This is a genomic window from Nonlabens xiamenensis (genome assembly GCF_003865345.1).
Taxonomy (GTDB): domain Bacteria; phylum Bacteroidota; class Bacteroidia; order Flavobacteriales; family Flavobacteriaceae; genus Nonlabens; species Nonlabens xiamenensis.
The window spans coordinates 413,706-431,219 of record NZ_RMVE01000004.1 but is presented as its reverse complement, the minus strand read 5'-3'; the positions used below and the strand labels follow the sequence as shown (position 1 = coordinate 431,219).

Genomic DNA, 17,514 nt, shown 5'->3' with positions numbered 1-17,514 from the left:
TTTACTTTTGGGATGATATATGTATTATTTCAAACGGAAGGAGCTGGTGAGGTCTGCATAAGAATCACCACCTACAAAAATCTCAAAAGTTCCTGGCTCGACCATATATTCTCCGTCATTATTATAATAGCCCAAGGTAGATTGATCTAACTCAAAGGTAATGATCGTTGATTCACCAGGCGCTAAACTTACCTTCTTGAACCCTTTGAGCTCGCGAACAGGTCTCGTTATGCTGGCCACTTTATCCCTGATGTATAATTGAGCGACTTCCGTCCCTGCAACCTCGCCAGTGTTGGTCAATCTCACCTGTATCTCGATTTTATCGTTCATTCCAATTTCTTGGTTGCTTAAGCTCAACTGATCATAGTCAAATGTGGTATAACTCAGTCCGTAGCCAAAGGGATACAAGGGGGTATTTTCCACATCACTGTAATGAGACCAAAATACCAGGTCATCCGGCGCTCCGGGTAAATTGGTCGGACGTCCCGTCATTTTATAATTGTAATAGATAGGAACTTGTCCAATATTACGAGGAAAGGAAAGGGTAAGTTTTCCACCTGGATTATGATCGCCATAAAGTACGGCGGCTACCGCATTTCCCGCTTGTGTTCCCAGGTGCCAGGCTTCTACGATCGCAGGAATATTCTCATCCGCCCAGCTGATAGCAAGCGGTCTACCATTGTTCAATACCAGGACAATATTCTTATTGACGGCATAAACCGCTTCCAATAATTCCTGTTGAAGTCCCGGAAGGTCCAGGTCGGTTCTACTTCTTCCTTCTCCACTTTGAAATCCGTGTTCGCCCAGTACCATGACAACGACATCCTTTCCTTTGGCGGCCTGAACGGCAGCGTCAATTCCGCTAGGATCAGTTTCATTGACTTGAACCTCCAGGGTAAACTCTGCGTTGGCATCAGTCAAGCGCACACCTTGTTGGTAAGAAATATTGGCATCATACTGTTTCATACCTTCCAATATGGACACTGCGGTCTCATTATCAGATCCAATGCGCCAGCTTCCTAACGGGCTGTTTTTATCATCAGCAAGGTCACCGATCACCAATACGTCCTGTCCAGATTTTTTAAGTGGAAGTAAGTTGTTTTGATTTTTGAGAAGTACGATGGATTTTTTAGCGATGTCTAAGGCGTCTTGGTTTTGCTGTTCGCTTCCAATCAGTGTGATTTCTCTTGTTTCATCACAATATTTGTAAGGGTCGTCAAAAAGGCCTAGTTCAAACTTGGCTTTCAGTATTCTTCCCGCGGCTTCATCGATGACTGATTCAGGCACTTCTCCATCTTTTACCAAGGCTACGAGATGCTCCACATAAGCATAAGATTCCATATCCATATCAGACCCGGCGATAGCAGCCTTTTTAGCGGCTTCCCTCAAATTTTCGGCGGCACCCCAGATAGCTATTTCTCCAATCGAACCCCAATCTGAGACTACAAAGCCGTCAAATCCCCATTTTTCTTTTAATAGCTCTCTTTGTAGATAGGAGTTGGCCGTGGCGGGAATGCCATCCAATTCATTAAAGGAATTCATTAAGGTTTTTACATTGGCATCTACCGCAGCTTTAAAAGGTGGTAGTACGACATTATGCAAGGTGGATCTGTTGATGTCAACCGTATTGTAATCTCTTCCAGCTTCAGAAAACCCATATCCAGCAAAATGTTTTGCACAAGCCAGGATTGTATTGTGGGCGCTAAGGTCATCTCCTTGAAAACCTCTGACTCTAGCAGCAGCCACTAGGCTACCGTAGTATGGATCTTCACCAGCTCCCTCCATGACACGTCCCCATCTCGCATCTCTTGAGATATCGACGTTAGGGGCAAACGTCCAATTCAGTCCTGTAGCGCTGGCCTCGATAGCCGCATTACGAGCTGATTTTTCAATGGCTTCCAGGTCCCAGCTGGCACTTTCTGCCAAAGGAATGGGCGCTAGAGTTTTATAGCCATGAATGATATCTGAACCAAAGATCAAGGGTATACCCAAACGACTTTGCTCTACCGCTATTTTCTGAACCGCCCTAACTTCATCAACACCTCTTACATTTAACATAGAACCCACCCAGCCTTTTTGGATGTGTTCGTATTTAGTTTTACTATTTCCTTCTTGAGGAGTTGGACCAGTAGCATCAAAAAAACCATTGTATTGATTCATTTGGCCTACCTTTTCCTCTAAAGTCATCAGTGCAAGCAGTGAGTCAACTTTTTTGTCGATGGGGTCGGTATTGGTTGCGGTGGCGGTTGTGTTCATGGAATTGGATCGATTTCCTGCACAAGACCAAAGAATGGTCAATACCAGTACAGGCAATAAACTAATAGGTGTTTTTTTCATGGTGCTAGTGCGCAATGATGTTGGCGGTCACGCTTTCGCGAAAGCAAAACATTGGATCAAATAAGGAATTCCTAAGAAAGACTTACCTGATACATTGGACCTCGGAAAAAATTATCCGTGTACAAAAATAGGAATCTAAGATATTGATGATTATGCATAAAAATACATTATGTAGTATTATTTATGCAGAATTCAATCGATATAGTGTAGAATTATTAAAGAACTCGCTTGATGCCAATAAATTCGTCTTTGAATTCGCTTGGGGTACAATTCTTTTCCTTTTTAAAAACTCTATTGAAGTTGGCTACATTATTAAAACCACACTTGTAACTGATTTCTCCAATACTGAGGTCTGTTTCCAATAGCAATCTGGTGGCGTGGCTGATCCTTATATTATTGACAAAAGCGACAAAGGTCCTACCCGTACGTTTCTTGATGAATCGATTGAATGATACTGGACTCATATTTACCAGCTCCGAAATCTCGTTGAGGGTGATTTTTTGGTGATAGTTTTTTTGAACGTAATCATAAACCTTCTTGATGTTGGAGCTGTTTTCAAAATCTTTGACCTGCGAAGGAGAGGTAGAAAGCATCTTCTGGTTCCTGGAATTGGAAAGGTCATACATAATAGATACAAATTCCAGGTAATAGTCAATCCCTGAAGTTTTAGAGAGTTGGGTCAGGCGAGGCATGATTTCCTTGGTGATGCGTTTGGAGAACAATATCCCATGGCTGGCACGACTTAACATATCTTTGATGGGTTTAAAGATCTTCCGGGACAACATTTTTTGATCCAATAAATCCTTATCAATATGTACAGTTATTTCGTGAATCTCCTTGCATTTGCATTGATGTAGTTCCCAGACGTGCGGTAAGTTGGAGCCTACCAGTACCAATTCCAAATCATCAATGACGCCCATATGATCACCTACTGTACGGCGCACTCCCGCACCATCTTTTATAAAGTTAAGTTCGATTTCAGGATGAAAGTGTATAGGAAAGTCAAAGTCGTCTTTTATACGATCATAGACGATGAAACTGTCCTCGGGAGTAAGCTGTGTTATTTCTCTATGTATGTTTAGCATGCTGCAATTTTATGAAAAAAGTTAATGATTTATTAAAAATAGAGTAATAAATGATAAAATAGGATTACCATTGCCTGATTGGTCAAATTAGATTTGTAATACTAAAACGTTGTAATTATCAATATGGTAATTTCAACACTTAAAACTACTGAATTACCAGTCAAAACTATTAATAATTGAGATTAGACTAACCTTTAACTACTATTATGATTAAACAACACGTAAAGAAATTGATTTTTATCCTGACTATGGTCATTGGAGTTACATCCCTGGCGCAAACTATATCAGGAACCGTAAGAGATTCTGACGGACCTTTATTAGGGGTTACCGTAAGTGTTCAAGGATCGACAAACGGTACTACCACTGACCTGGATGGAAAATATGAATTGTCCAATGTAAGTACGGGTGACGTCATCGTATTTAGTTCGGTGGGCTATGCAACTAAGGATGTTGTGTATTCTGGCCAAGAGACGTTGGATATGGTTATGACAGTATCCGTTGATGAATTAGACAGAATTGTTGTGGTTGGATACGGTGCCAAAAAGAAAAGTGTGGTCACTGGTGCAATTTCCAGTGTAAATAACAAAGAGTTTGAGTCTGCTACTAACCAAAACGTACAAACCGTATTACAGGGTCGTACTGCTGGTGTGACTGTAGTCTCTGGGTCAGGATCTCCTGGATCTGGTGCTTCAGTACGAATTCGTGGTATTGGTACCAACGGGAATTCAGAACCTATCTATATTGTAGATGGAGCCAAAGTGCGTGATGGAATTGGTTATTTGCCACCTTCTGATATTGAAAGTATTGAAGTACTTAAAGATGCTGCCTCTACTGCCATTTACGGTGCTGATGGTGCCAATGGGGTAATCGTAGTGACGACCAAAAAAGGAAAGCAAGGAAAGCCTAGGGTTTCCTATAATACGCAGATAGGGTACGAAACCTATAGAGGTGATGCCGAATTACTGAACGCCGATCAGTTTGTACAGTATATGCAGGAAGCAGGAGAGACACAAGTAGTAGATAATGGTATTGATACAGATTGGTTGGATGCGACTTTCCAGGATGCCTTCTATCAAAGACATGATTTAAGCGTTTCTGGTGCAACTGATAAAATCAACTATTATTTATCTGGAGGTCGATTGGATCAAGAAGGTCTCGTAGGAGGTGAAAACTCTGGTTATGAACGTAACAATGTGCGATTAAATATTTCTGCACAAGCTACTGACTGGTTGGAAGTAGGGATTAACACTACTTATGTTAACAGTTTTAACAATACAATCGCAGAAAATGACTCTTTTAGAGGAGTTGTTCAAAATGCGATAGCCATTGACCCATTAACTCCAGTACTTTATGATGAAGGCGCCGTTCCACAGGAGGTGTTGGATAATGGTATGATTGACGGGGACTTATATCTATTGCGTAACGACAATGGAGATGTGTATGGTTACCCTACCTATTCAACTGGTGAGATATTGAATCCGGTGGCTTATGCCGATCCATTAAGTAATCGCGAGCAGCGTGATGATAACTTATTGCTTACCGCTTATGGTAAATTTAAATTATTGGATGGTCTTGATTTTACTACCCGATACAGTTACGATCGTCAATCAGGAAATGTAAAACAACTATTGCAGCCTTATTTCGTAAGTCCAGAGTCCAATAGTGACGCCTTTGCTTTAAGCGAAATATGGTTTGGGAACAACCGTTATTTCTGGGAGAACTTTGCTAGTTATTCAAAAACCTACGGAAAACACAGTGGTCAGATATTAGTAGGTTATAGTGCCGAGCGCACTGTTGGTGAAGGTGTAAACCTATCTGCAGCTGTTGCTCCTAGTGATTATACTGAGCCGTTCTTCTCCTTCTTTACAGGAGACCGTGCTGATGAAACCCGAACTACGACTGGTGGTCGAGGACAAAATAGCCAGACCTCCATATTCGGTCGTGTTTCCTATAACTATGATGAAAAGTACTTGTTTGAAGGTACCTTTAGAAGAGATAGGGCTGATATTTTCCCACCAGATAATAGAGCTGCCAACTTTTATTCTGGAGCCTTGGGTTGGGTAATGAGTAAAGAAAACTTTTGGGGTGATGACAACCCTATTAATTTCGCCAAACTTAGAGCTTCATTTGGACAAAATGGGTTTAAAGGTGGTATCGGTGGAAACTCTGATATCATTGGTATCGTAACAAATACCAATTCTGGATTTGGAATTTCCTATGACGGTCTTCCTGGTATATCCATCTCCAACTTTCCTAATACAAATTTGAGATGGGAAACTACAGAACAATTAGATATTGGTTTGGATTTGAGATTATTGAACAATAAATTGAGAATTACTGCCGATTATTTTATCAAGGATACCAAGGATATTATCATTGGAAATGGTTCCTTGATCACACCGCCTAGTGCTGGATTCCCCTTTGCTTCATTTAATGGAGGTACCATCCGTAACAAAGGTTTTGAATTGGAATTGGGTTATGGTGATACCACTGATTCTGGATTCCGCTATGACTTTAATGTAAACTTCTCTACCATAGATAATGAGGTGACGGATATCGCCTTTGTACCTGAAGGTACGTCATTAGTTGGTGCAGGTGCTCCACTGAATCAAGATGGGGTTACCAGATTTGAAGAGGGTCAGCCTGTTTGGTACTTTTATGGATTCCGTACAGACGGAATTAACCCTGATGATGGAACCGTGAACTTTGTGGATATGAATGGAGATGGTATGATTTCTTCTGCAGACAAAACAAGAATCGGTAAGCCGCTTCCTGACTTTTCTTACGGCGCTAATATTGCTTTAGGATATAAAGGTTTTGATTTTAATTTGCTCTTGCAAGGGACAGAAGGTAATGATATATTCGAAACCTTTTACAGACCTGACAGACCAATAACCAATAAGCCGGTAGACTTCTTTAATAATCGCTGGACTGGACCTGGAGACACTGATGCAACCTTGCCGGGAGCTGCCAACGTAGCCCAAGCATACCAATCGGATTTGGTGGTTCAGGACGGTTCTTACATGAGAATTAAGCAATTGCAGTTAGGTTATTCACTTCCTAACGACTTAATATCAAAATTGTCACTCAACAATCTGCGTATATACGCTTCTATGGATGATTATTTCACATTTACCAAATACCGTGGAATTGATCCAGAAGTGAATTCTGGTGGGAATGCCATTGGTGTAGATCGAGGGACTAACCCGATTACTGGAAAAATAATTTTTGGATTACAAGCAAGATTCTAACTTAAATACTATGGATATGAAAAAAGTAATATTTTTTATTTTCTGTGTGGCGATTTTTATCACCGCCTGTGAAGATGAATTTACGGAACAACAGCGCATAGGGGTTCAGCCTATTGAAGAGTTCTTTGCGTCAGAAGAAAATGCCGATAAAGCATTGGTAGGATTATATGATACGATGCAAGAGACTTATATCGGACTTTGGGATTTAGGTCAAGGTGCATTTTTGACCCGTCAAATATTTGGAGACGATATGAACAAAGGTGGCGGTGACGCTGCCGATCAATCCCAATATTTTGACTTACATAACTTTAATATTGACCCCAACAACTTGTATACTACAGGTATGTGGCGAGCGATGTACAAATCGGTAAACTTTGCCAATTTTGTCATTAACGAAATGGAAAAGACCGACTTTGCCAATAAAGAAGAGGTGATTGCCGAGGCTAAATTTATAAAAGCCTGGAATCTCTTCGAATTGACTAAAATGTACGGTGACATTCCTCTAAAAAGTGAATTTACGACTACTATTGAAGGTTTTTCAATTGCAAAAAGCTCTCAAGCTGAAGTATATGCTCAAATTGAGCAGGATTTGATGGACGCTATTCCAAATATGGCAGACAAGTCCAATCTGGAACAAGCATTTAGGTTTTCTAAAGGAGCGGCTCAAGCATTGATGGGTAAAGTTTTGGTGTATCAAGGTCGTCATGCTGAAGCTCTTCCATTCTTGCAGGACGTGATCAATAATCCAGCTCATGACTTGGAGCCTAATGTGGCAGATGTTTGGAACGGTACTAGAGAATATGGTCAGGAATCATTAGTGGAAGTTGGTGCTGTATCGTCTATTGGTTACGCTTGGGGAGGTCGTGAGGCTGACTGGGCCGGAGGTCAGGAAAGTAATTTGTACATCCAGTTGATGGGTCCTAGAGAAGGTGAATTCAATCTAGGGAACACTGGAATTATAGAAGGTTGGGGCTTTAATCTGCCATCGCGGAAATTGATTGATGCTTTCGAGGCTGGTGGTGATAATGCGCGTAAATCTGCTTCGATTCTTACAACTGCTGAACTTCAGGCTGCTGGGGGCTCTGTAGGTTCTCCTTATGATTATGAAGGAGCCATCAGGGTGAAGTATGCACCACGTGCCGACAACTCCAATCCCGCTGCTACGACTCAACTGAACTATGGTAACAATTTTCATTTGATGAGATATGCCGAAGTACTTTTCTTAGCGGCTGAGGCTTATATCGAGCTTGGACAAGATGGAAATGCACGTACTGAATTGAACAAGATTAGAACACGCGCAGGAGCAACTCCTATCGCGGCAACGGTATCTGGTCAGGCCTTGTTTGACACTATGGTAGATGATAAGTTCCTTGAGTTATCACAAGAAGGTCAACGCTACTGGGATCTCGTAAGATGGGGTATTGAATCTCCAGAACTCGTTGCTAGAGGTAAAGAACCACGTCATAACTTGATGCCAATTCCGCGTGAAGAAATAGAAAAGAATGACCAGATCAATCAAGAAGACCAAAATCCTGGTTATTAGTTTTAGTTAGATAGTTTGGAAAAAGCGTGCTTATTTTTAAGCACGCTTTTTTTACTTTAATTATTTTATTTTTTATGCGTCATAAAACCTTAATTTTTTTCTGCTTATCCCTTTTCGTGATCTTTAGTTGCCAAGAAAAAACGCAACATGATGATGCTATTAGCACAACAAGCCCTTCAACCTCTTTCACAGAAGTTGAGCCAGAAAGTTCGGGCGTTGACTTTTCTAACATTCTGACAGAGACTGATGCTATCAATTACTTTGATTATCCTTCTATCTATATGGGTGGTGGTGTAGCTGTTGGTGATATTAATAATGATGGTTGGGATGATCTGTTCTTTACTGGTAACCAGGTCAAGAATGGCTTGTATTTGAATAAAGGCAAAATGGTTTTTGAAAACATCTCAGCTGAATCAGGAATTGAAGGAGATGACCGTTGGTACGTGGGGGCAACCATGGTAGATATCAATGCCGATGGGTTGCTAGATATTTATTGTTCCGTTGGAGGAATACAGGAAAATCGACGTAACCAGTTATTCATTAATAATGGGGATACTACTTTTACCGAGCAAGCCGCTCAATACGGGCTAGACAACAATTCCACTTGCACCCAAGCGGTATTTTTTGATTATGACAATGATGGCGACCTCGATTTATATCAGGCTGTTTATCCATTGTCCCATACCAATGCAACCATGTTGCAGTTCTATACGCGTATCAAGCAAGATGAAATTGAAAACTCCAACCGACTCTATAGAAATGATGGCAATTCCTTCATTGACGTTACCAGAGAAGCTGGGGTCAATGACTATAGTTTTACCTTAGGAGTTAGTGCCGCCGATATCAACAACGACGGGTGGACCGATCTCTACGTCTCCAACGATTATGCTACGCCAGATGCCTATTACTACAACAATGGCGATGGTACTTTTACAAACAAAGCCACGGAAGCATTCAAACACACTTCTTATTACGGAATGGGTGTTGATATAGCCGATGTAAATAACGACGGACAATTGGACATCTTTCAGGTAGATATGGATTCTAATAATAACCGTCGTCAAAAGGCCAATATGGCTAGTATGAATCCGCGCATCTTTAGGGAGCTGGCCCTATTTGACTTTCAGCGCCAGCATATGCACAACAGTTTTCAAATCAATTCTGGCTATGAAATAAATGGTGTCCCTCAGTTCAGTAATGTGTCTAGACTTACTGGAACTTCTTCTACAGATTGGAGCTGGGGACCTCTTTTAGCCGATTTAGACAACGATGGTCTCAAGGATCTTTTTGTTACAAACGGCACACGACGTGAGGTGAACAACAAGGATTATTTTAGAGACCATAGCAATTGGGATTGGGATAAAACTACCAAAGTAGAGGCCGTCAAAAAAATACCTTCTGAACGTATTGATAATTTTGTCTTTAAAAACCAGGGTGATCTTGATTTTAAACAAGTTAACGATCAATGGAATTTAAAATACAAAGGCTTTTCTACTGGAAGTGCCTATGCAGATCTGGACAATGATGGTGATCTTGAGATCATTACCTGCAACGTCGATGATCCCATCAGCATTTTCAGAAACGATACGCCCGCCAACAAATCCCTGACAATTTCCTTTAAAGGCTCTGAAAGTAATCCTTTTGGGATAGGTGCCAGGGTCATCCTTAAAAACCAAAACCAGACCCAATTACAGGAATTGACCACAACACGAGGATTTCAGTCCTCTGTCGCCCCTAAACTTCACTTTGGCCTTGGTGAAGAAAATAGGGTAGAAAATCTGGAGGTCTTCTGGCCTGATGGAAGCTACCAACAATTGGAAGATATTAAAGCTGGAGAAATGCTGGTGTTGGATTATGCTCTAGCCAGTAAAAAAATAGATAACCAAAAAGACTTAAATAAATCCAGTCAATTATTTGCATCCAGCCTGGCAGAAATGCCTCGTATCAAAGCTGAGGAGAACCAATATGACGATTATCAGGAACAAATCCTCTTACCGCACAAAATGTCGCAATTTGGACCAGCTATGGCCATAGCCGATTTGAATCAGGATGGTGTGGACGATTTTTATCTGGGAGGAGCCTACAATAAAAATGGTCGACTTTTTATCTCAGAAAAATCAGGAGAATGGAATGAAATAACTATCACAACCAATAAGGATGATCGACTTAGTGAGGACGTGGATGCCATATTCATTGACATTGATGCAGATGGTGACCAAGATCTTTATGTGGTCAGTGGAGGTAATGAATTTATCAAGACCAGTAAGTATTACCAAGACCGACTTTATCTCAATGATGGTAACAATAATTTTGCTAAGTATACCGACTTACCGACAATGCAAATCAGCGGTGGAAAAGTTGTTCCTTATGATTATGACAAGAACGGAAAGATGGACTTGGTAGTTTTGGGTCGTCATGTCCCTTGGAATTATCCTGCACCAGCCCAGTCGGTAATACTCAAGAATTTGAGTCAGCCAGGACAGGTTCGCTTAAATATAGTAACCGATCAGGTAGCGCCCGCATTCAATGAATTGGGTATGGCTACTGATGCACTGGTAACTGACGTGGATCAAGATGGCTGGGAAGACCTGATTGTTGTAGGTGAGTGGATGCCTATCAAGATCTTCAATAACCAGAAAGGTACATTAAAAGATGTTTCTCAGGATTGGGGGCTTAACGAAGATACTACTGGATGGTGGTGGAGTATAAATGGAGGAGATTTTGACGGAGATGGAGATACGGATTATATATTGGGCAATAACGGTCTCAACTATAAATACAAAGCGAGTGCAGATGCCACTTTTGATATATATGCCAACGATTTTGATGGCAATCAGCGCACGGATATCGTCTTGAGTTATCACAGTGAGGGCAAACAATTTCCCGTAAGAGGAAGGGAGTGTTCTTCCCAGCAAATTCCTGGTATTAAAAAGAAGTTTGAGAATTATGAAACCTTTTCTGAAGCTACCTTGTCTGATGTATATTCAGAAGAAGCGCTGGAGAATTCGTTGCACTATCAAGTAAAGTCCTTTGCCAGTATTTATTTGGAAAATAAAGAAGGGAAAATGATTATTCACCAATTACCGCGCCTGGCTCAATTGTCCAATATTACGGGAATTCAAACCGAGGACTTCAATCAGGATGGACATCTGGATGTTCTTATTGCTGGTAATCTTTATGTTTCCGAAGTCGAGACTCCACGGAATGATGCAGGTTATGGATTATTGATGTTAGGTGATGGAAAGGGAAGCTTCCAGCCGGTGCCTGCATCAGAAAGCGGAGTTTATATTCCTGGAGATGTAAAAAGGCTCAAGCGCATGTCCACCAAGAATGGTGAGTATATTGTTGCCGTTAAAAATGACGACTACTTGCAATTTGTAAAAATTCGTTCTTAAGTTTTTATTGCAATAATTCCATGGCTTCTGCCACACTGGTTACAGGTAGTTTACAGGTATTGTTTCGGCATACATATATCAAGGTTTTGTCCTTCAGGAATCTATTTTTAAGCAAATAGGAATCTGAAGGGCTGCTTCCTTGAGCCAGCAAACTTTGTGGCAGATATTCTTGTTTTAGCTTTCGCGAAAGCGACACCGCATCTTTACCCACAACGGCTATTTCATAAAAAGGCTGACTGTAGTTATTCATAACATCCAACCATTTGGCATGCCCAGCTCCGGACTGAATGGCTTGTTCCTTAACCAGGTTGAGCATGGCACGGGCGCGTTCATCATATGTTTTAATCCCGTAGTAGTGGGAGAGAAGAAATAAGTTCTCTGCCATCAGAGCGTTGGAAGAAGGTATGACTTGATCCAAAATCTCTGTAGTTCTGATCATGAGTTGCTGGTTTTCGCTTGAAGCGAAATACAATAAGGCCTGGTCTGGATTATCAAAATCTTCTAGCGCAATCTCTACCAATTCGCGTGATTTGTCCAACCAGCTTTGTTCACCAGTATGTTGATATAGTTGGATATAAGCCGAAGCAAGGCTGGCGTAGTCCAATAGATAAGCGTTGATACTCGCTTTGTCGTCTTTGAAAGAGTGGAAAAGACGACCGCCCTCTCTGAAATAATGACGTTCTATGGACGCTATAAGTTCCTTGGCGTCGGTTAGATAATGGCTTTTGGGTTGGGCTTCATACACTTGCAGAAAGGCAATGACCGTGAGTGCATTCCATGATACTAAGGCCTTATCATCCCTTGAGGGTTGAGCTCTTTGCAGACGCGCTGTTTTCAATACCTCCAGCCAATGTTTTTTCTGCTGTTGAAATATGGTCAATTCCATGTCCAGAGCCTCGGCCAGCTCTTGATCGGATTGGCTTTGATAAAGGATGTATTGGTCTTCTTCCCAAACAGCTTCTGGATTGATATCGTAGGTAAGGGCAAAAGCTTCAAAATCATCTTGAAGCAATTGTTTTAATTCATTTTCAGACCAGGTATAATAGGCGCCTTCTATTTTTTCTCCTTGCTCATTTTGACTGTCTGCATCCAGCGAGGAAGCATAAAGACCGTTTTTCAGGGCAAGTTCTGATTGAACAAAATTCAGCGTCTGCTCAGCTACTTTCAAATAATCGGCATCACCAGTTGCTTTAAATGCTTTGGCATATAGACTGGCCAGTTGGGCATTGTCATACAGCATCTTTTCAAAATGGGGCACCCGCCAAAGCGAGTCGGTCGTATATCTGGAAAAACCACCACCCACTACATCATAAATACCTCCACGAGACATATTGGTTAGGGTGATATCCATATAATTCAATAGTTGATTGTCGTTGTTGAGGTAGGCATATTGTAATAAAAATTCTTGACTGGCAGGTAGCATAAATTTTTCTGATGTTTTTAATCCGCCGTTATTGAGATCAAGATATTGTCGCCATCGGTTGACTGCGCTTTCAACCTCGTCTTGGCGGAACCTGGCTTTGTTTCCAGATGCTGGTAATAAACTTTCGGCTAATAGCCCTTCGTGGATTTTTTGCGCGTACTCCTCAGCTTTATTGGGGGTGTTTTGTAAAATACCACGGGTTTGCTTTAAGGTGGATAACCATTCCTCCTGGGGCAAATAAGTACCTGCCCATACAGGTCTGCCATCGGGCAGGGCAATCACATTTAACGGCCATCCGCCACTACCCGTCATCAGTTCCAAAGTTTTGAGGTAAACTTGATCTACATCTGGTCGTTCTTCTCGGTCTACTTTGATATTGACAAAATGTTCATTCATATAAGAAGCGGTTTCTACATCTTCAAAGCTTTCTTCCTCCATGACATGACACCAATGACAGGCAGCATAGCCTATGCTGATCAGAAGGGGCTTGTTTGTTTTTTGGGCTTCTACCAACACCGGTTCCTTCCATTCCTGCCAGTGAACTGGATTGGTGGCGTGTTGCAATAGATATGGGCTGCTGGCCTGATCCAGATTATTGGTTGTTAAGTCTACTTTGGGTTCCTGTTGATCACAAGCTGTCAGTAAAAAACATACCGTTAACAATGTTATTCCCAGCCTAAATATTGTTTTCAATTGTTGCCATTTTATTAGATGTAAAATAAACCAATTTGCTTAATTAACCAGCGGACAGAAAAATTACCTGACCCACTGAATATAGAGTTGTTCTGTTGACGGGAAAGTCTGCATAAACAATAAAAATTAAAGGTTCTACTGTTGCATTATTGTACTTAATAAATCTTTAAGTAAACACCATTTTTCCTTTTGTACTTTTGTTTGAAAATCTAGAAATCATAGAACAAGTAATCCTAGTCAACGAAAAAGATGAGCAAGTAGGGCTCATGGAAAAGATTGAGGCGCATGAAAAGGCTTTGTTGCATCGGGCTTTTTCTGTTTTTGTACTGAATGACAAGAATGAAATTATGTTACAACAGCGCGCTTTTGGTAAGTACCATTCACCTGGCTTGTGGACCAATACCTGTTGCAGTCATCAACGCGAGGGAGAATCCAATATCGCTGCTGGAAAAAGGCGCTTGATGGAGGAGATGGGCTTCACGACTGAATTAGAAGAATTGTTCAATTTTATCTACATCGCACCATTTGAAAATGGTTTAACTGAACACGAATTTGACCATGTGATGATAGGTAAATACAATGATGAACCAAAGATCAATCCCGATGAAGTGGCCGACTACAAATGGATGTCCGCCGAAGATATCAAAGAAGATATGTTGCACCAACCTCAAAACTATACCGAGTGGTTCAAAATCATTTTTGATAAATATTATGCCCACATCTCATGAGACTGACCGCATACCGCAAAGCCCACTTCAATGCCGCACATCGACTCTATAGAAATGACTGGAGCGATGAAAAGAACGAACAAGTTTTTGGAAAGTGTAGTAATCCGCATTATCACGGTCATAATTATAACCTGGAGGTAGGCGTAACCGGTAATGTAGATCCTGAAACCGGATATTTGATTGATCTAAAAATTCTGAAAGACCTTATTAAGAATGAAGTGGAAGATTATCTGGATCACAAAAATCTCAATGAGCAAGTCAGCGAATTTCAGGAATTGAATCCGACGGTTGAACATATTGCCTACGTTATTTATAACCGCATCAGAAAGCATCTCGATAACAAATATGATCTGGAAGTCAAGCTGTTTGAAACCGATCGCAATTTTGTGATCTATCGTGGGGAATAAACTTCTTGTCTTTACTGATGAAACAATTTTTCAACCCCCTTTTCTTTGACTACTCACTCTACCTGAGGTATATTTTGGATACATGAAAGAATCTTATGTCCAAAATCACCAATTGAGATCGTTCAACCCTTTCACAGAATTAATGATGGAATACCAGGCTTAGTTGAAGCGTGATAAATAGCCCATCTTTACTGATGAATAATTCGCTATTTTTGCAGCAAATTTATAATTATGGCAAGTATAAGAGACCTCAAACAAGATATCAACTTTGTATTGGGTGATATAATAGAAGCGGCTTTAATCCATCAGGCGGTGAATCCTAAAGAGGATGACAAGAAATCAGAAGCTATTGTCGATGACGCCATCGCAGTATTTGATGATTTGATCGCCAAAGTAAATGACCGTAAGGTAGATAACCGCAAGGCACACCTGAAGCAAGTACGTCAGGATCTTGAAACCAAAGGTAGAGAATTGGTAGAAAGAGTAAACGCGCTTTAATCTAAGCGTTCAGTACTTTCTAGAAATTCAGACAGTTGTTTTCCAAAACGACTCGTCTGAATTTTTTTTGGCATTTTATAATATACACTATCCAGTAAAACTGGATTCGCTTCTGTCGCATGTTCCATCAGTATAAAAGGAGCTACCTCCAGGTCTTTGTGAAGCTGGGCATAATTGATGGCATACAATACTTTCTTACGCAAATACTTATCATAAGCGACAAATAATGAATCGTTAACCTCTTCATTTGCCTCTGGGGCAGCATCTAATTCCATTCCTCTTTTCAATAGAGCAGTATAGGTCTGATTTAACTTCCTGTTGTTATCTTTAAAAACCTGAAGTACTTCATGGTTCTTTGATCCAGATATTTTCATATCGCCTTCAAAATCTTCCAGCGTTGTGTTGGCGGTCATTGTCGTATCCTCGGCAAAGAATTGGAAACGATCGTCAAATTCTGCTCCATCTTTGACATCCAAATACAAGTATAGTGGTTGTGGCTGGTCCAGGGAAGTCATCAATTTAAAATCCGCATTTCCTTTAAATTCTGCACTGTCCAAATTAATCAGAACAGAGTCATCCACTTTTTGAAGGTAGATCTTACCTATTTTGATACCTTCCACTTCTCCGGCAATAGAAAAGCCACTCTCTTTATCAGGTCCACAAGAGGCAAGTACGCTAATTAAGCAGCTGAGCAGTAATAATTTTTTCATGATTGAATTTTAACGGCTGCAAATATGCATTTTTTGTCTGAAACAGGCAGGAACAACCCTTAAGAAACCGCTGCCATTTGCATCAAGATGGTGCAAGCAATTGCTCCTACAGTGCCCACTACATACCCAAATACCGCCAACAAAACCCCTACCGTCGCTAGGGCAGGGTGAAATTCGGCTGCCACCACTGGCGCACTGGCTGCTCCTCCAACATTGGCCTGACTACCTACTGCCAAGAAAAAATAAGGAGCTTTGATGATTTTTGCCGTTAGGATCAACAACCCAGCATGTATAGACATCCAAACCAAGCCGACAACGATCAACAGCGGATTTTGAAAGATTTGGGTAAGGTCCATTTTCATACCTATGGTGGCGACAAGAATGTAGATAAATATGCTGCCCAATCGACTGGCTCCAGTTCCTTCATATCGTTTCAAAGGCGTGTAGGACAGCAGGATGCCAATGATAGTCGCTATAGAAATCAACCAGAAGAATTGGCTTCCCAGAAAACTTAAGTAAATATTTGAACTAATAGTTTTCATGCTTTCAACCCATTCACTCAAATAATTAGCTGCAAAATGAGCTAAACTTACCGTAGCAAATGCAATGCCCAACATCACCATATAATCGGTCAAACTGGCTTCCCTTTTTACACTGGCCGAGTAATCCGACACTTTTTTCTTTAAATGCTCAATCGAACTGGCATCGGCACCAAACCACTCATCCAGCCTTTCGCTATAAGCAATACCGAACAATATAACAGCCATCCACAGATTGGCGACCACAATATCCACCAAGACCATCCCGCCGTATTTGGCTTCATTAAACTCATAGACCTCCAGCATCGCTGCCTGATTAGCGCCACCACCAATCCAGCTTCCTGCCAATGTAGACAAGCCTCGCCATACGGCATCAGCCCCCTCACCACCTACAGTCTCTGGCCAGATAGTCCCAATGATGAGCACAGCAAGCGGGCCTCCCAAAATAATGCCAGCGGTACCAGTAAGAAACATGATCAAGGCTTTGGGACCTAAGTTGAAGACAGCTTTTAAGTCAATCGATAAGGTCATGAGCACAAGGGCAGCCGGGAGTAAATACCTTGAGGCCATAAAATAAAGTGATGATTCCCGCTGCTGTATTTCACCGTCAACCAGCACTTCCCATTCCATACCTGATATTAACCCCAGCGAACTTAAAATACTGGGTAGTAGATAACACATCAACAAGGCCGGAACATATTTGAAAAATAAGGCCCAAAACCCGGTCTTTTTAGAGGAAAGATAAAAGACAACGGCCAGACAAAGCATGAGTAACCCAAAGACAATGGTGTCTTGGGTGATGACAGGCGGGTGTTTTTCAACCTCTTGAATCAAGGATATTAATGGCATCTATGCAGCTTTTAAAAGACTACAAAATACAATTTTCTGAATAGCCTTTCAGGGGA

11 protein-coding genes are annotated in these 17,514 nt (G+C 41.2%); 6 read left to right on the top strand and 5 right to left on the bottom strand.

The window, feature by feature from the left end:
• Positions 1-24 precede the first annotated feature (24 nt).
• Together bglX and EGM47_RS12675 are read right to left on the bottom strand one after the other, a co-directional pair.
• A complete protein-coding gene (gene bglX / locus EGM47_RS12680; protein WP_394341797.1) occupies positions 25-2,337 on the bottom strand; it encodes a beta-glucosidase BglX in 2,313 nt (770 codons plus the stop codon).
• Between the two features lie 215 nt (positions 2,338-2,552).
• Complete coding sequence (locus EGM47_RS12675) at positions 2,553-3,422, bottom strand: AraC family transcriptional regulator (RefSeq protein ID WP_124981187.1); 870 nt, start codon at positions 3,420-3,422, stop codon at positions 2,553-2,555.
• 206 nt (positions 3,423-3,628) lie between these two features.
• Between EGM47_RS12675 and EGM47_RS12670 the strand changes: the two genes are divergently transcribed.
• The 3 genes from EGM47_RS12670 to EGM47_RS12660 all read left to right on the top strand — a co-directional run bounded on the left by EGM47_RS12670 (position 3,629) and on the right by EGM47_RS12660 (position 11,611).
• On the top strand, positions 3,629-6,673 hold the full coding sequence (locus EGM47_RS12670) for a SusC/RagA family TonB-linked outer membrane protein (protein WP_124981186.1): 3,045 nt from the start codon (positions 3,629-3,631) through the stop codon (positions 6,671-6,673).
• Positions 6,674-6,689: 16 nt separating this feature from the next.
• Positions 6,690-8,216 carry a RagB/SusD family nutrient uptake outer membrane protein gene (locus EGM47_RS12665; RefSeq protein WP_124981185.1) on the top strand — a complete coding sequence of 509 codons (1,527 nt, stop codon included), beginning with the start codon at positions 6,690-6,692 and terminating at the stop codon, positions 8,214-8,216.
• Between the two features lie 116 nt (positions 8,217-8,332).
• A complete protein-coding gene (locus EGM47_RS12660) occupies positions 8,333-11,611 on the top strand; it encodes a VCBS repeat-containing protein (protein WP_240642452.1) in 3,279 nt (1,092 codons plus the stop codon).
• Positions 11,612-11,615: 4 nt separating this feature from the next.
• Here the strand turns inward: EGM47_RS12660 and EGM47_RS12655 are convergent, their stop codons facing one another.
• Positions 11,616-13,727 carry a thioredoxin domain-containing protein gene (locus EGM47_RS12655; protein WP_164510887.1) on the bottom strand — a complete coding sequence of 704 codons (2,112 nt, stop codon included), beginning with the start codon at positions 13,725-13,727 and terminating at the stop codon, positions 11,616-11,618.
• 215 nt (positions 13,728-13,942) lie between these two features.
• Between EGM47_RS12655 and idi the strand changes: the two genes are divergently transcribed.
• The 3 genes from idi to EGM47_RS12640 all read left to right on the top strand — a co-directional run bounded on the left by idi (position 13,943) and on the right by EGM47_RS12640 (position 15,360).
• Positions 13,943-14,455, top strand: a complete 513-nt coding sequence (gene idi / locus EGM47_RS12650) for an isopentenyl-diphosphate Delta-isomerase (RefSeq protein WP_124981218.1) — start codon at positions 13,943-13,945, stop codon at positions 14,453-14,455.
• Positions 14,452-14,862, top strand: a complete 411-nt coding sequence (locus tag EGM47_RS12645) for a 6-pyruvoyl trahydropterin synthase family protein (protein ID WP_124981182.1) — start codon at positions 14,452-14,454, stop codon at positions 14,860-14,862. Before idi ends, EGM47_RS12645 begins: the two co-directional genes overlap by 4 nt.
• A 231-nt stretch (positions 14,863-15,093) precedes the next feature.
• A complete protein-coding gene (locus EGM47_RS12640; protein WP_124981181.1) occupies positions 15,094-15,360 on the top strand; it encodes a hypothetical protein in 267 nt (88 codons plus the stop codon).
• On the opposite strand, the gene EGM47_RS12635 is transcribed toward EGM47_RS12640, so the two are convergent.
• The gene (locus EGM47_RS12635; RefSeq protein WP_124981180.1) at positions 15,357-16,070 is read right to left on the bottom strand and encodes a DUF4369 domain-containing protein; all 714 of its coding nucleotides are present in this window, start codon (positions 16,068-16,070) and stop codon (positions 15,357-15,359) included. The two genes, EGM47_RS12640 and EGM47_RS12635, sit on opposite strands and share 4 nt — an antisense overlap.
• Before the next feature lie 59 nt (positions 16,071-16,129).
• A complete protein-coding gene (locus EGM47_RS12630) occupies positions 16,130-17,458 on the bottom strand; it encodes a DUF819 family protein (RefSeq protein ID WP_124981179.1) in 1,329 nt (442 codons plus the stop codon).
• Positions 17,459-17,514: the final 56 nt, after the last annotated feature.

Excerpts from the sequence above, each read along its gene's own strand:
- bglX (WP_394341797.1), bottom strand. The coding sequence starts at position 2,337 with ATGAAAAAAACACCTATTAGTTTATTGCCTGTACTGGTATTGACCATT.
- EGM47_RS12675 (WP_124981187.1), bottom strand. The coding sequence starts at position 3,422 with ATGCTAAACATACATAGAGAAATAACACAGCTTACTCCCGAGGACAGT.
- EGM47_RS12670 (WP_124981186.1), top strand. The coding sequence starts at position 3,629 with ATGATTAAACAACACGTAAAGAAATTGATTTTTATCCTGACTATGGTC.
- EGM47_RS12665 (WP_124981185.1), top strand. The coding sequence starts at position 6,690 with ATGAAAAAAGTAATATTTTTTATTTTCTGTGTGGCGATTTTTATCACC.
- EGM47_RS12645 (WP_124981182.1), top strand. The coding sequence starts at position 14,452 with ATGAGACTGACCGCATACCGCAAAGCCCACTTCAATGCCGCACATCGA.
- EGM47_RS12640 (WP_124981181.1), top strand. The coding sequence starts at position 15,094 with ATGGCAAGTATAAGAGACCTCAAACAAGATATCAACTTTGTATTGGGT.
- EGM47_RS12635 (WP_124981180.1), bottom strand. The coding sequence starts at position 16,070 with ATGAAAAAATTATTACTGCTCAGCTGCTTAATTAGCGTACTTGCCTCT.
- EGM47_RS12630 (WP_124981179.1), bottom strand. The coding sequence starts at position 17,458 with ATGCCATTAATATCCTTGATTCAAGAGGTTGAAAAACACCCGCCTGTC.